At 34.4% G+C, this 16112-nt stretch carries 14 protein-coding genes and 1 other RNA gene; 8 read left to right on the top strand and 7 right to left on the bottom strand.

The features are described 5' to 3' along the window. Positions 1–13: 13 nt before the first annotated feature. Both VKY41_RS04705 and VKY41_RS04710 read left to right on the top strand, forming a co-directional pair. On the top strand, positions 14–778 hold the full coding sequence (locus tag VKY41_RS04705; protein WP_500813284.1) for a TIGR02757 family protein: 765 nt from the start codon (positions 14–16) through the stop codon (positions 776–778). 60 nt (positions 779–838) lie between these two features. After that, complete coding sequence (locus tag VKY41_RS04710) at positions 839–2320, top strand: S10 family peptidase (RefSeq protein ID WP_500813285.1); 1482 nt, start codon at positions 839–841, stop codon at positions 2318–2320. A gap of 60 nt (positions 2321–2380) precedes the next feature. Here the strand turns inward: VKY41_RS04710 and VKY41_RS04715 are convergent, their stop codons facing one another. Beyond that, positions 2381–4270 carry a M61 family metallopeptidase gene (locus tag VKY41_RS04715; protein WP_500813286.1) on the bottom strand — a complete coding sequence of 630 codons (1890 nt, stop codon included), beginning with the start codon at positions 4268–4270 and terminating at the stop codon, positions 2381–2383. Positions 4271–4441: 171 nt separating this feature from the next. On the opposite strand from VKY41_RS04715, the gene VKY41_RS04720 reads away from it, so the two are divergent. Beyond that, positions 4442–5449, top strand: coding sequence for a glycosyltransferase family 2 protein (locus VKY41_RS04720; protein ID WP_500813287.1), 1008 nt, complete (start codon positions 4442–4444; stop codon positions 5447–5449). 119 nt (positions 5450–5568) lie between these two features. On the opposite strand, the gene rny is transcribed toward VKY41_RS04720, so the two are convergent. The 4 genes from rny to VKY41_RS04740 all read right to left on the bottom strand — a co-directional run bounded on the left by rny (position 5569) and on the right by VKY41_RS04740 (position 7974). Next, entirely contained in the window at positions 5569–7143 is a 1575-nt protein-coding gene (gene rny, locus VKY41_RS04725; RefSeq protein WP_500813288.1) for a ribonuclease Y, read from the bottom strand. A gap of 50 nt (positions 7144–7193) precedes the next feature. Further along, positions 7194–7321: non-coding RNA, 6S RNA (gene ssrS / locus VKY41_RS04730), on the bottom strand. A 51-nt stretch (positions 7322–7372) separates the two neighbouring features. Beyond that, positions 7373–7666 carry a cell division protein ZapA gene (locus tag VKY41_RS04735; RefSeq protein WP_500813289.1) on the bottom strand — a complete coding sequence of 98 codons (294 nt, stop codon included), beginning with the start codon at positions 7664–7666 and terminating at the stop codon, positions 7373–7375. A gap of 17 nt (positions 7667–7683) precedes the next feature. Beyond that, the gene (locus tag VKY41_RS04740; RefSeq protein WP_500813290.1) at positions 7684–7974 is read right to left on the bottom strand and encodes a coiled-coil domain-containing protein; all 291 of its coding nucleotides are present in this window, start codon (positions 7972–7974) and stop codon (positions 7684–7686) included. 175 nt (positions 7975–8149) lie between these two features. Here VKY41_RS04740 and VKY41_RS04745 point away from each other — a divergent pair, with 175 nt between their 5' ends. The 4 genes from VKY41_RS04745 to VKY41_RS04760 all read left to right on the top strand — a co-directional run bounded on the left by VKY41_RS04745 (position 8150) and on the right by VKY41_RS04760 (position 13475). Then, positions 8150–9838: a M23 family metallopeptidase gene (locus VKY41_RS04745; protein ID WP_500813291.1), complete on the top strand. Its 1689-nt coding sequence runs from the start codon at positions 8150–8152 to the stop codon at positions 9836–9838. 54 nt (positions 9839–9892) lie between these two features. After that, the gene (locus VKY41_RS04750; protein WP_500813296.1) at positions 9893–12310 is read left to right on the top strand and encodes a TonB-dependent receptor; all 2418 of its coding nucleotides are present in this window, start codon (positions 9893–9895) and stop codon (positions 12308–12310) included. A 171-nt stretch (positions 12311–12481) separates the two neighbouring features. Further along, a complete protein-coding gene (locus VKY41_RS04755) occupies positions 12482–12856 on the top strand; it encodes a hypothetical protein (RefSeq protein WP_500813292.1) in 375 nt (124 codons plus the stop codon). Positions 12857–12983: 127 nt separating this feature from the next. Beyond that, positions 12984–13475 carry a hypothetical protein gene (locus VKY41_RS04760; RefSeq protein ID WP_500813293.1) on the top strand — a complete coding sequence of 164 codons (492 nt, stop codon included), beginning with the start codon at positions 12984–12986 and terminating at the stop codon, positions 13473–13475. Positions 13476–13634: 159 nt separating this feature from the next. On the opposite strand, the gene VKY41_RS04765 is transcribed toward VKY41_RS04760, so the two are convergent. Continuing rightward, positions 13635–14777 (bottom strand): cysteine desulfurase family protein, encoded by a 1143-nt coding sequence (locus VKY41_RS04765; protein WP_500813294.1) that lies wholly within the window; start codon positions 14775–14777, stop codon positions 13635–13637. 219 nt (positions 14778–14996) lie between these two features. Here VKY41_RS04765 and VKY41_RS04770 point away from each other — a divergent pair, with 219 nt between their 5' ends. Further along, positions 14997–15938: a hypothetical protein gene (locus VKY41_RS04770; protein WP_500813295.1), complete on the top strand. Its 942-nt coding sequence runs from the start codon at positions 14997–14999 to the stop codon at positions 15936–15938. Between the two features lie 6 nt (positions 15939–15944). On the opposite strand, the gene VKY41_RS04775 is transcribed toward VKY41_RS04770, so the two are convergent. Beyond that, positions 15945–16112: Smr/MutS family protein (locus VKY41_RS04775; protein WP_500813297.1), on the bottom strand; the 168-nt coding region annotated here is incomplete at its 5' end.

Consider the following 16112-nt stretch of genomic DNA (forward strand, 5'->3'; position numbering starts at 1 on the left):
AATACCAAAAACATTGAACAAATTAGAATTAAAGGAATTTTTAGATGCTAAAGTAATCCAATACAATCGTCCAGATTTTATTGACAGCGATCCCATCCAAATCCCTCATCTTTTTAGTAAAAAGGAAGATATTGAAATTGCCGGGTTCCTAACAGCAACGATTGCTTGGGGTAACAGAAAAAGCATAATAAATAATGCCCATAAAATGATGGATTTATTGGAGCATTCGCCGTATGATTTTGTATTAAACCACGAAGAACAGGACTTGGAAGCTCTACTCCCATTTGTACATAGAACATTTAATGGTGTGGATTTTATTACTTTTATTAAAGCCTTACAGCATATCTACAAAAACCATCAAGGATTAGAACATGTATTCTCAAGTAATATGGAACACGATTCTTTACAGAGTTCCATTCATCATTTTAAAAGGATATTTTTTGAAATAGCGCATTTACCAAGAACTCAAAAACATGTGAGTGATCCGCTTAAAAATTCGGCTGCGAAAAGAATTAACATGTATTTAAGATGGATGGTTAGACGAGACAACACCGGCGTGGATTTTGGAATTTGGAAACACATTTCACCTTCCATATTATCTTGTCCTTTAGACGTGCATTCAGGCAATGTAGCTAGAAAACTGGGTCTCTTAACACGGAAACAAAATGATGCCAAAGCCTTAAAAGAATTAGATGTTCATCTTAGACAACTAGATCCGGTAGACCCTGTGAAATATGATTTTGCACTGTTTGGTTTAGGTGTTTTTGAAGGATTTTAACAATTTTTAAAAATAGCTTCCAATAAAACCATTTATCTTTAAAGCTTTAAATATTTATACATGAAAACTCTCTTATTACTACTTGTTACGTTTTATACAAGTGTGCTTTTTTCACAAGTTCAAAAAATTCCGGTGGATACTATGGTGGTTACAAACCACAGCATAGTCATTAATGGACAAAATCTATCGTACCAAGCAACAGCAGGAACGCAACCTGTTTGGAATAAGCAAGGAGAACCCATTGCCACTTTGTTTTATACCTATTATAAAAAAAGTAATAGTGAAAATGAAAAGCGTCCGATTATCTTTTCATTTAATGGCGGACCAGGTTCAGCCTCGGCTTGGATGCACATTGCCTATACAGGACCTGTAATTTTAAATATAGATGACGAAGGATATCCTGTACAACCTTATGGAGTTAAAGACAATCCGAATTCCATTTTAGATGTGGCAGATATTGTTTTTGTCGACCCTGTAAATACGGGATATTCAAGAATGGTGGCTGATAAAGACGGAAAACTCCCTGATAGGAAGACCTTTTTCGGGATTAATGCAGATATTAAATATTTAGCCGAGTGGATGAATACATTTGTAACCAGACATAATCGCTGGGAATCGCCAAAGTACCTCATTGGCGAAAGTTATGGAGGTCCTAGAGTTATGGGCTTGTCTAAAGAATTGCAAAACAATCAATGGATGTATTTAAATGGTGTTATTTTAGTTTCGCCAGCAGATTATAAAATATACTCCACCAATCAGCCTATTTACTCAGCTTTAAACTTACCGTATTTTACGGCAGCTGCCTGGTACCAAAAAGCCTTACCCTTGTCTTTACAACAAAAAGATTTATTAGATATTTTGCCAGAGGTTGAAACTTATGCTATTAATACATTAATGCCAGCTATAGCGAAAGGCGGTTTTATTTCAGCCGATGAAAAGAATCAGGTAGCCGAAAAAATGAGCCTGTATTCAGGCTTAAGCAAAAAAGCTATTTTGGATCATAATTTGAATGTACCAACCAATTTTTTCTGGAAAGAATTGTTACGGGATAAAGGGTACACCCTTGGTAGATTAGATTCACGGTATTTAGGAATTGATAAAATGACGGCTGGTAATTCTCCTGACTACAACGCAGAAATCTCCTCCTGGTTACACTCTTTTACTCCAGCTATTAACTATTATATCCGTGAAGAACTTAAATTTAAAACAGATATTAAATACAGTATGTTTGGCGATGTTCATCCATGGGACAGAGAACACGACAACACAAGAGATGCTTTACGTTATGCCATGGCTCAAAACCCTTATTTAAAGGTTTTAGTTCAGTCTGGTTATTACGATGGAGCTACCACTTATTTTGCTGCGAAATATACCGTGGGACAGTTAGACCCAAGTGGTAAACTGAAAGATCGTTTTTCTTTTAAAGCATACAGAAGTGGACACATGATGTATTTACGAAAAGATGATTTAATAACAGCTACCGAAGATATTAGACAGTTTATTAAGGACTCAGCCGCAAAAGGAAAAGCTGCTAAGTATTAAACATAAAAAAAACCTGATGAGTCATCATCAGGTTTTTTTTTATCTCTCATTTCAGAATTTTTATCCTTTTAACCATGCTTTACGCAAAGCTTTTTGAGCTTCAGTCGCGTTTGGATTTTCAACTAATGTCGTTCCAAGGGTATATGATTTTTCAACGGTTGCTTTAATTACAACCTCTTCCCCATCTCTTACTACTTTTAGTTCAATTTCTTTTCCTGGCTGCCACATAAAAACTTGTTGGAAAATGGTGTTCGCAGTCATTAAATTAACTTCATCTCCATTAATGGATTTAATCACATCGTTAGGTTTTACACCATTGTCATTCCAAAAGCTATTCTGACTTACTAAGCCGTTGAAATAAATGCTTCCATCTGTTTGATTTGCCCCAAAAATTAAAGCGCCATTATTTTGTAGCAGATTTGTTTCTACTTTGCTTTCTCCCATTTCAAGACCAACTTTTGCAAAAAACTCTTTGTAGTTAATTGGTAAATCGCCAGCAACATGTGTTTGTAAAAACTCTCCAACCGAAGGGTAAGTCATTTCAGTAATTTCATTAAAAAGCTCATCGTCTTTAAACGGTTTGTTTTCACCGTATTTTTGAGAAAGCTGTTTCATTAACGAAAGAATTCCACGATTTCCGTTACTTTCTTCACGAATTAAAATATCAATACACATTCCAATTAAAGCGCCTTTTAAATACACATTATAATACTGACTTGCGTATGGTTCTTCCAATACATTTTCACTTAAAATAGTAAAACTCATGGCATCGTTCATTCCTGAAGCTGTTTGCATTTTATCCATAATCTTGCCATAAAACTGATCTTCAGAAATTAAATCTTGATCCACCTGAAATAAGGTCGCAAAATATTCAGTCACTCCTTCGTACATCCATAAATGCTTAGAGAAGGTTGGTTTGTTATAATCGAAATAATGAACATCTTCCGAATGCACACTCAATGGTGTTACAATATGAAAAAACTCATGAGAAACCACATCAACCATACTTTCAGCCAAAGCTTCAAAAGGCATAGCTTCTGGCATCACTACTGTAGTAGACGTATGATGTTCTAACGCTCCAAAACCTTTCGGCGACTCGTCGTCACCACGAGATAAATACAGATAAATATCATAACGAGAGGTGCTATTTATGTCCCCTAAATACGTTTTTTGAGCTTCCATCATGGTTTTCATTATTTCGCTCAAAGCCTTAGCTGTATGCACTTGGTTAGGCGAATAAACACTTAAAACAATTTTTATGTCGCCCACTTGAAATTCTTCAACATCTAGGTTTCCGTACATCATCGGGTTATCGGTAATGTCGAAATATCTTGTAGCGAAGTAACTTGTAGTAATTGCACTTCCGTCTTCACTAGTTTTTTCTGCTACACTAGGTAAAGCAGAGGTTCGAACAAAATCAGCTGGAGCCGTAATATCTACGGTATATTGGTTGTTTTTCAATGAATCGAAATAACCAATAAATCCGTGTAAGTTCAACATATAGTTATCAGGCTCGATGTTTGTTCCTGCAGGCGAAAACGGTGTTTCTCCACCAATACCTCCACCTATTTCTACATCAAAAGTATCGTTAACCATATACGTGATATAGTCTAAATCCTTTGCATTACTAATAGTCCATGAGTTGGTGTCTATTTTTTCTATAGAAAGTTCGTTGCCATTGTAATCGATTGCTTTTATATCATCAATATATTTACCAAAATCGCTTACAGAATACGTTCCTTGAACTACTCTAGGCAACCTATAAACCACTGTTTCTTGGGTAAAACGTCCTGGATTAATAATAACTGGAACTTGATCATTAGATACTTTGGTTAAATCAATTGTTGTTGCAATAGGTGTACTTACTGCTAAATCGGCAGACGATTTTGTGGATGAGCCACAGGCAACAAGAAAAAAACTGATGCCTAAAATGGTTAATACTTTCTTCATTTGAATGGTTTTTAAATTGTAATTGTCAGATATGACGCTCAAAAATACAATGTGTTACACTTATGACCTAAGTTTTTGCCAAAATAACTCAGATTATAGGTACTTAACCATTAAAAGCTTGGTATTAATAGTCTATTTTATTGATTAAACTTAAAAAACTATATTCGTAATATGCAAAAGCCATTAATTAGCATCTTAACTCCATTTAAAAATACGGATTCGTACATATATGAGTGTTTAGACTCTATACTAAATCAAACCTACACCCATTGGGAATTAGTTATTGTAGATGATGGCTCCACGGATACCAGCTATCAAATTGTAAGCGATTTTGCTAAAAAAGACGAACGTGTTAAGTTGTTTAAAAATCCTGGCCAAGGGATTATTGCTGCACTACAATTTGCCTTCGAAAAAAGCTCTGGTAGCTACATTACTAGAATGGATAGTGATGACATCATGAGTCCTATGAAACTCGAAGTCCTACTAAATAATTTATTGCACTTTGGAAAAGGCCATTTAGCCACAGGATTGGTATCGTATTTTAGTAAAGAAGGCCTTAGTGATGGGTATAAACAATATGAAAAATGGTTAAATAGACTAACACAAACTGGCGCCAATTATTCTGAAATTTATAAAGAATGTGTTATTCCTTCCCCATGTTGGATGGTACATAAAGATGACTTATTGGCTTGTGATGCTTTTTATCCTGATGATTACCCCGAAGATTATGATTTGGCTTTTAGGTTTTACCAACAGAAATTAAAGGTTATTCCTTGCAAGCAAGTTTTACATTTTTGGAGAGATTATAGTACAAGAACCTCTAGAACGCATGAAAATTACGCCCAAAACTACTTTTTGGAATTAAAACTAAGATACTTTTTAGACTTAAATTATGATGCTACGCAGCCCTTGGTTATTTGGGGCGCAGGTTTTAAGGGAAAATCTATTGCCAAATTACTTATTGAAAGACAAGTAGGTTTTATATGGATTTGTAACAATCCCAAAAAAATAGGTAAACATATTTATCATCAAGAACTCTTTGGTTTTAATTATTTAGAAGAATTAAAACGATACCAATGCATTGTAACCGTAGCTAATAAAACGTCTCAGCAATCCATTAGGGACTTTTTTAGAAGGCATCAGAAGGTAGCTATGGAAGATTACTACTTCTTTTGCTAGAAAAAGCTCCAAACTTCATTATTTAATAATTGTGGGATAAAAAAACAATACCAATAATCTAAAACAAAAAAAACGTCAGAAATGACGTTTTTTTTTAATTTATTTAGGTACGATTGGTTTTATTTCGCAATATTAACCGCTCTTGTTTCTCGAATAACAGTCACCTTTACTTGACCAGGATAAGTCATATCTGTTTGGATTTTTTGTGAAATATTAAAAGATAAATCAGAGGCATTTTGATCAGAAACCTTTTCACTTTCAACAATTACACGTAATTCTCTACCTGCTTGAATTGCATAAGCTTTTTTAACACCTCCAAAACCAAAAGCAATATCCTCTAGGTCTTTTAAACGTTGAATATAACTATCCAACACCTGGCGTCTAGCTCCTGGACGAGCACCTGAAATAGCATCACAAACTTGAACAATTGGCGCTAAAAGTGAAGTCATTTCAATTTCATCGTGATGCGCTCCAATAGCGTTACACACGTCATCTTTTTCGCCATACTTTTCAGCCCATTGCATTCCAAGAATTGCGTGTGGCGTTTCCATATCTGCTTCGGCATCCGGCACTTTTCCTATATCATGTAAAAGTCCGGCACGTTTTGCTAATTTTGGATTTAGGCCCAATTCAGCTGCCATAATTCCACAAAGCTTAGCAACTTCTCTTGAGTGTTGCAGTAGGTTTTGTCCGTAGGACGAACGATACTTCATTCTACCCACCACCTTTACAAGTTCAGGATGTAAATTATGGATTCCTAAGTCGATAACTGTTCTTTTACCAACTTCTATAATTTCCTGTTCTATTTGTTTCGTTGTTTTTTGAACGACTTCTTCAATTCTAGCAGGGTGAATTCTTCCATCCGTTACTAATTTATGTAAAGATAGTCTAGCAATTTCACGTCTTACAGAATCGAAACATGATAAGATAATTGCTTCAGGAGTATCATCAACAATAATTTCCACTCCAGTGGCTGCTTCTATCGCACGAATGTTTCTACCTTCTCGACCAATAATTCGTCCTTTAACATCGTCCGATTCAATATTGAACACCGACACACAGTTATCCACTGCTTCCTCAGTTCCTATGCGTTGAATGGTGTTTATAATAACTTTTTTAGCTTCCTGTTGCGCTGTAAGTTTAGCCTCCTCTAGAGTACTTTGGATATAAGCCATTGCATCGTTTTTAGCTTCTCCTTTTAAGGATTCCACTAATTGTGCTTTCGCTTCTTCAGCCGACAAACTTGAGATGACCTCTAATTGTTCTATTTGGCTTTTATGAAGTCTCTCTATTTCTTCTTGTCGTTTTTCAAGAACATCTATTTTAAAATCGTAGTCTTTAATTTTCTCCTCTAATCTTTGATTTTGTTTGGTATTCTTAGACAATTCGCTAGACAGCTGTGATTCTTTATCTCTAATGCGTTTTTCGGCATCAGCCATTTTTTTATCTCGAGACAAGATAACTTTCTCGTGCTCAGATTTTAATTCGATAAATTTTTCTTTAGCTTGAAGGATTTTATCCTTTTTAATGCTTTCACCTTCGCTATTGGCTTCCTTTAGAATAGCAGTTGCAGATTTTTTAGCATTTTTTATAAGTTTAGAAGCGTTGTTTTTCTCCAAAACTTTGGCTACAATAAAGCCGATAATAATTCCGAGCAATAGCCCTCCTATTATTGATATAATTGAAATTTCCATGTTAGTTTATTTATATAAAAAAAAAAAGCCTACACTAGTTGTTTTGTAATAAACTCCTTATAACAAGTTTAGGGCTAACAAACTGATCAAAAATCTGCTTTAACAACCAAAATGAATTGGTGTTAGCAGCTCGCTTTTACAGTTTAAACTCACCCTTTTTAAAGAATTAATGTTGAGTTTTCCAAATAATAACTAATGTAGGCAGTAACCTTATTTATTTTAAAGAACGTTAAGAGTCTAAATGTAACTGTAACATTTTATTTAAAGCGCTAAGCTTTTCTTCAACCTGTTCACTTACATTTTCTTTATCTATCGATTTTTGTTCTACTTGAGATGCAAATTGCAAAGCACACATGGCCAAAACATCTTGCTTATCCCTCACAGAATAACTTTGCTCAAATTGATTAATCATTGTTTCTATGTTTTTAGCAGCCTTACGTAATCCTTCTTCTTGGTTGGGCAAGATGGTTAACGGATATACCCTGTTTGCTATAGACAACTTTATTTTAAGCTTATCTGACATAGAAAAATTTCTTTACATTAATCGGATAATTGCGCAATGCAATAATCAATTTCTCTAATTAATGTGTTTATTTTAAGCTTTGTTTCTCTTTTGTTTTCGTCACTACCAAGCATCGCATTTGCAAATTTGAGCGCCTCGTATTTTTCTTCCCATGAAGCAATCACTTGCTGTTGATCAAGAAAATCTTGTCTAGAAATTTGCAACTCCTTTTCCAATTTCAAGTTCGTTTGCTTCACAGCTTCCAATTGCTGCAAAACTTTACTCACTTTCACTTCAAGAGCATCAACAATTTCTTCAATTTTACTCATGTACAATATGCAATACTTATCAGACAAAGTTAAGATACCTTCGTATAAATTACAATTGTTTTTCCATAAAATTTATAAAATATTATAATAGCTTGATATTATCGTAAATTAAGAGGGCCATTTATCTTTTGTAGATATAAATCAAATTGATAATTTAGCCGGAATTACAGACTTTATGAGAACAACTTTTGCCATTTTCCTTTTTATAGGTGCTACTGTTTTTGCACAAGATTATTATCCACAAGATTACTTTGGAAGTCCTTTGGATGTTAGTTTGATTTTATCCGGTACGTTTGCTGAATTACGTCCCAATCACTTTCATTCAGGCTTAGATATAAAAACCCAACAGCGTGAAGGCTTAAAAGTTTATGCAGCTGCAAGTGGCTATGTTAGCAGAATAAAAATCTCTCATTATGGTTACGGAAAAGCACTATATATTACACACCCAAATGGTTATACCACAGTTTATGCGCATTTAAGTAAGTTTTCTCCGGAAATTGAAGCCGTCGTAAAAAAGTTACAATACGAACAAGAAAGTTTCGAAGTGGAATTGTTTCCAAAAACCGAAGATTTGATTGTTGAAAAAGGTGAATTGGTTGCATATAGTGGAAATACTGGTGGTTCTGGAGGTCCACATCTTCACTTTGAAATTAGAGATAATGCTGAGAGACCTATAAATCCACTCCTTTTTGGAATCGATATCAAGGATACCACTCTGCCTGTCATAAAGGAAGTATATGCCTATCCTATGGACTCCAATTCTTACGTAAACCAATCTAATGAAAAACAAAAATTACGATTAATTCCTTTACCTAATGGCGATTACACCGTTGAAAACATCAAAGCTTTCGGCCAAATTGGTTTTGCTATTGAAGCCAATGATAGACAAGATTTAGCCTACAATAATAATGGTGTTTACAACATTCAAACTTTTTTCAACGGAAATCAAAAAATAGATATCGATTTTAAACGTTTTTCATTTGACGAAACGAGACATCTTAACCGCTTTATAGATTATGGCCATTATACAACAAAAAAGGAGCGCCTTCAAAAACTATTTATCGACTCTAACAATCCTTTAAGTTTGTATCAAAACTCAGATAACCGTGGAATCATACAAGTTGAAGACAGTACCGCTTCGGTGTATAAAGTAGCTGTTAAAGACTTTAAGAACAACACATCGTGGTTAACTATAAATATTACCGGTAAAAAAGAAGACCAGTATAAATTAAAAGATTCTTTTGTTTCCTCTTACCACATTTATGCAAACAAAACCAATGAATTATTGCATAAAAATGTTTCAGTTGAGTTTTATCAAGACACTTTTTATGAAGATTTTTATATGGACTTCTCTATTTCCAACGACACCATCAAGCTTCATGACAACACGGTTCCTGTAAAAAAACACTTTAAAGTTACTTTCGACATCAGTAATTACAATCCATCTGATGCCGAAAAGCTTTATATAGCAAGATTGGTAGGTTATAAAAAATATCCTCTTTATTCGAATACCAAAAGAGAAAAAAACCTACTTTACACCCTAACGAATACCTTAGGTACTTACACTTTAGTAAAGGACACCATAACTCCCACGATTCAAGCCATCAACTTTAAAAACGGACAATGGCTAAGCAACTACCGTTATTTGAAATTAAAAATAAATGATGAAGGTTCTGGAATTTCAAGTTATCGAGCAACGGTTAATGGTAAGTGGATTTTAATGGAATACGATTACAAAACAAAAACCTTGACTCACGATTTTAATGACAATATAGTTAGTGACACAAATAATAATTTAAAAGTAATTGTTACAGATAATGTTGGAAATAATTCTACATTTGAAGCTACATTTCATAGAAAATAAAAATTTAAACCTTTGAATATTAAATTTTATCTCTCGATTTTAGTCCTATTTTCGATGTCCTATTTAGGTTTTTCGCAAAGTGGAACGCTAAAGGGTGTTATCCTTGATGATGCTAAAAACCCCATTCCGAATGTTAATATTAAGGCAGAAAACACAGGAACCACTACTAACGACAATGGCTTTTTTATTTTAAAAATCCCTGCAGACAAAGATGTTACTGTTTATTTTTCTCACCTATCATTTAAAGATATTGTAGCTACTTTTAATTTAAAAAATGGTGAAGAATACGAATTTCACCCCCTAATGAAAGAGGCCGTAGAACAAATCTCCACGGTAATTATTTCAAGTAAACAACGAAAAGAAGTTGCAGGAATTGTTACTCTTGAACCAGAAGCGATTCGACAAATACCTGGTGCCAACGCTGGAGTAGAAAACCTATTAAAAACCCTTCCAGGAGTAAGTAGTAATAACGAATTAAGCACCCAATATTCAGTTCGAGGTGGAAATTACGACGAAAATTTAGTTTATGTTAATGGAATTGAAATCTACAGACCCTTTTTAATTCGTTCAGGACAACAAGAAGGCTTAAGTTTTGTAAACACAGACATGGTTCAAAATGTAGACTTTTCAGCCGGAGGATTTCAAGCCAAATACGGGGATAAATTAGCCTCTGTTTTAGATATTACCTATAGAAAACCGTATCGATTTGGAGTCAGTGCCGATTTAAGTCTGTTAGGTGGTAGTTTAGCCGTAGAAGCCGTAAGTAAAGACTCGAAACTATCAGGGATTATGGGGGTTCGTTATAGGGACAACAGTTTACTTGTAAACGCGCAAGAAACCGAAACCAACTACAACCCGAGTTTTCTTGATATTCAATCCCATATAAATTATAGTTTTTCGGACAAATTTAGTTTAAGCTTTTTAGGGAATGCGTCCTTAAATAAATACAGCTACCAACCTAAAACTAGACAAACCAATTTTGGAACTATAGAAAATCCTATGGCCTTGTTGGTATTTTATGAAGGTCAGGAAAAAGATCAATATCAAACCCTTTTTGGAGCTTTAAAAGGAACGTATCTTTTAAACGATCAAGTAACGCTTAATTTAACCGCATCCACTTATCACACCATTGAAGAAGAGTATTTCGATATACTGGCTCAATATAGATTAGGAGAAGTCAACACCAATATTGGCGATGAGGATTTAGGGGAAGTGGAATATAGCGAGGGAATTGGAGGCCAATTAGATCACGGAAGAAACGATTTAGATGCCCTTATTACAAATATTGAACACAGTGGAAAATATACGGTAAACGATAGCGATTTTGAATGGTCGGTAAAATACACCCATGAAGATATTCGAGACCGATTGGTAGAATGGGAAGTAATCGATTCGGCAGGCTTTTCAATCAACCCTCCGTATTTAGGTGGTTTCAACAATCAACCCTACACACCATACGAAGGTCCTTTGGTTGCTTTTCAGAATGTTCGAGCAAAAAACCATACCAGCATACAAAGACTTCAATCTTACCTACAATGGAGCAAAAGAACCACCCTTGGAAATCATGATGTTTGGTACAATGCAGGCGCCAGAATTCACAATTGGACTGTAAGTGGTGAAGGAATTAAAAAAACCACGCAAACAGTATTTAGTCCTAGAGCTCAATTTGCCATTAAACCAGATTGGAAAAAAGATATGCTTTTTAGAATAGGTGGTGGAATTTATTACCAACCTCCTTTTTACCGAGAGTTACGTGATTCTTCAGGAACGGTCAATCCCGATGTGAAAGCACAAAAATCATTTCAGGTGGTTATAGGCAACGAATACAGTTTTAAAATGTGGGAAAGACCATTTAAACTAACTACTGAAGCTTACTACAAAAGTTTAACCGATGTTAACCCGTACACTTTAGAAAATGTACGTATTCGTTATGCAGCGGATAATAATGCCAAGGCCTATGCTTACGGTTTAGACTTAAGATTGAATGGAGAATTTGTACCAGGAACGGAGTCGTGGTTTAGTTTTGGTTATTTAAAAACTCAAGAAAACATAGACAACCGAGGATATATTGCTAGGCCAACAGATCAGCGTTTAAAATTTGCAGCACTTTTTCAAGACTATGTACCTAACCTACCAAAAATGAAAATGTATTTAAATTTGGTTTACAATACAGGTCTTCCAGGTGGTTCGCCTAGCTATGCCGATCCTTATGTGTACCAAAACCGTTTACCAGACTACAAACGAGCGGATATAGGCTTACAATATGTCATTGTTGATTTAAATGAAACCAACCAAGGTTGGAGAAAACCTTTTAAATACCTCTCAGTTGGATTGGAGATTTTCAATATTTTTGATGCGCAAAACTCTATCACGAATACTTGGGTTAGAGACGTGTATAGTAAAAGACAATATGCTATCCCTAATTATTTAACGCCACGTGTATTTAATGTGAGAACTAGCATGAAGTTTTAATTATCTAAAAACCACATAAGACATTTGTTTTCAATCCATTAAAAACAACATTCATATAGTCAACTGCTTGATATATTGGCATTAATTATAGTGCAAGTACATTTAACTCTAGACCAATAAATTAACATATTTTTTTGTTATCGAATCGGAAACAGCTATACATTTGTATCAGTGAAAACATCTATTAGAAATATCGTGGCATTCAGCCTTTTGTTTGCTTATACTTTAAGCTTAAGTATTTCTGTACAGAATTATCTGATTGATACGGTTTTTGAAACAGATAAAAACCATCAGGTTTCAAGTTTTATCTCTGAATTTAAAGCACCAGAACTGTCTGTCTTTCCAGACTTAGAGCCTCTCGGGGATATATCGAATCAACTTGTTTCAAACTTTCAAAAAACCGATTTAAAAGTACAGTTTAAGCTTTTTAGATTTGTAGAGCCTTTTATATTAACAAAAGACAAGCACTACATTTCCGAAAGTAAAAACATTCAGCCAGGTTTGGATTTGGATGCTCTACTCTACCCTTTTCACACCTTTTCATAAGATTTATTTTTTATTTGATTTTCAGCAATAATAATCCGTGTTTTCATGTGATTATTACCTGCTCTATTCTATTTAATCTTGATGTTATTTCAAGATTAGCAACTTATAATAAATAAAAAACAAACTCATGGAAACATATAGCATTTACATAGGAATTGCCATTATAGTAATTATTTTATTACCACTTATTTTTATTCAAAAATCACAGTTAAGTCAGAAAAAAAAGGCGATGAATGGATTTAAAGCAGAAGCTTTAAACCACAACTTAAAAATAACTGAAGCCGATTTTTGGGGAACTTATTATTCCATTGCCATTGACGAAGCAGCAAATAAATTAATTTATTCAAAAATAATCGATTCAGAACAGAAAATTACTATTGTCGATTTAAGTCAGGTTGCATCCTGTGAAATCCTCACGACCTTCAGATCTGTTAAAAACAAACCCACTCCAGAAAAGGACAAAATTGACTTGCTTATTACCTATAAAACAAGAGCAAAAGACGTTTTAGAATTTTATAACATTGATGTTAACTTTCAAATGAGCAATGAAATAGCGCTACTTGAAAAATGGGAGTCTCACATTAAAAACCGCCTTGTAACAAAATCAATTGCGGCATAAGCTGTTGATATGATTGCATAAAAGAACCTCTAGACCTTTACCTGTTCTAGAGGTTTTTTTTATATGCTTATTTCAAAGTTTTTATCCCGGTTGCAGTTCCTTTTTACACAAAAAATGAATGTAGTATGGTTTGGTTTACAAGTTAGGCATAAAACACAATTAAATTAATTCTTTTAAAACCTGAATGACATAATCAATTTCTTCCTTGGTGTTGAACTTACAAAATGAGAATCTCACCGAAGGTTTTTGTTGTTCTTCTTCACATAAAATATGTTCCAACACATGAGACCCCTTTCCGCTTCCGCTTTGACATGCACTTCCTTTTGAACAAGCTATTCCTTTTAAATCCAATTGAAATTGAAGCGTTAATGCTTTTTCTGCGGACATAGGTAAGCGTACATTCAATAAGGTATAGGTACTTTTAGAATTATCAGAGCAATTCCCATTGAATTCTACATTTGGAATGGCTTTTTTAATTTCAGCTTTAAAATAATCTTTTAAGCCTTGTACATACCCACGTTCCTCCTCTAAGTTTTCGTAAGCCAACACAAAAGCTGTTTCCAAGCCTTTAATATTGTGTACTGGTTCTGTACCAGCTCTAAATCCGCGCTCTTGAGCTCCTCCAAAAATAAGAGGTTTCAAGGTGTTATTCTTTCTTATGTAGGCAAAACCAATCCCTTTTGGTCCATGAAATTTATGTGCAGCAGCTGTCATAAAATCAATAGGAACTTCTTTAACATCCCATTTAAAATGTCCTACAGATTGTACCGTATCACTATGAAACAAGGCATTGTTTTCTTTACATAGAGCAGCAACTTTATGAACATCCAACAAGTTTCCTACTTCATTATTAACATGCATTAAACTCACTAATTTTCTTTCATCATTAGCCGTTAACAATCGCTCTAAGTCCTCATAATCTGGAGTTCCACATGGTTGAAGCTTCACAAATTCTACCGTAACATCATATTCATTTCTCAGTTCTTCAACCGTATGTATTACGGCATGATGCTCTATTGGAGAAGTAATAATGGTTGTAATACTTGCATCTCTAACAGCGCAACGTAAAATCATATTATCGGCTTCAGTTCCTCCAGAAGTAAAAATAATTTCTTGAGGTAACGCATTCAGCTCTTTGGCAATCGTTTTTCGAGTGTTTTCTATAATCGATTTAGACGCCCTTCCGAAAGCATGGGTTGATGATGGATTTCCATATTGCTTTTCTAAAACATCTTGCATAACAGCAATTACTTCTTTTCTAACTTGAGTGGTAGCAGCACTATCAAAATATACAGGGGTCATGAGTACGATTTTATTATTATTTTAAAGGTCTGGTGATACCTCTAAGCAATCTCTTATCTTTTTTCTTTTAAAGCTAATTTATGCTGATTTAAAATCAGATTTTGCTATGAGTTCTCAACACAATTACAAGTCACAAAAATACAGCATTTATAATTATTTACAAGAAGGCACGTTGTATATTTACCAAATCTTTTATTTTTGTGCGCTAATATATATGTTATGAAAAACTTACTAGTATTTTTATCTTTTTTATTGCTTTTTTGGTCTTGTGATGATGGCGATGTCATGGTAGTTGATATGGATTTCGACAACTCTTTTGAAGCATGTGGCGAGTTGGTTTTTTATAATGTTAGAGAAACGCCTTTTGAATCTATTTCTTTAAAAATAAGTAATCCGGTTATTAGTTTGGATGATATTTTTAGCGTGGCGCCAATTTCTACAGGGTCTTATGTGGTTGAACCTGCTAATACTGTTTTAACTGGAACTATAAACGGCACTACAAACATGCTGAATTACAGAACTTATAACTCTAGTGCTAGCAATTTATTTTGTAATGATATTCCTCCTTCCAATCTAGAAATTTCAGAAGATTATTCAAGCCATTCTGGAACCTATTTTATTTTCACAAGTTTGTTGGAAGATGATAACGATGGGATTCCTGCCCACCTGGAAGACATTAATGGAAATGGTGATTTATACGACGACGATACTGATGGCGATGGCATTCCGAATTTTTTAGATGAAGATGACGATGGAGATAATGTATTAACCAAAACGGAGCTTTTAGATTATGATAATACAGATAATGATGGAGACCCACTTACCAACCCTAAGGACACCGATGGCGATGGGATTCCTAATTATTTAGACCCTGACGATGATGGTGATGGCGTGTTAACCATTAATGAAGAAAGCATGAATCCGGATAAAAATCCAGCGAACGATTATACCCATCCGAATATTCCTGATTATTTAAATCCAGATGTGGCTGTTTCCGTTCCTGCTACAGGATATCGTGTTCATACCATTACACAAGACTTTGAAGTATCGGTTAAAGTAGAGGCCATTTCGTTTCCAAATTTAAACCAAGACACCTTTGATTTTGGCTTCCTGAACAATTCTCGAACCTCTGGAACAAGAAGTTTTACTCCAGATTTTTAATTGAAGCTAATCGGCATTTACATTTTGATAAATATAGACTTCCGTTGCCCCTAATCCGTATTTTTGGAAATTGGCATCGTAGTATTTTACATTCTCATATTTGCCAAACATATATTCCAATTCGGCTTTCAAGACACCTTGTCCCACGCCATGTATAAACACTACTTTTTGAAT

This window comes from Xanthomarina sp. (genome assembly GCF_035306605.1).
Classification (GTDB): Bacteria; Bacteroidota; Bacteroidia; order Flavobacteriales; family Flavobacteriaceae; genus Xanthomarina.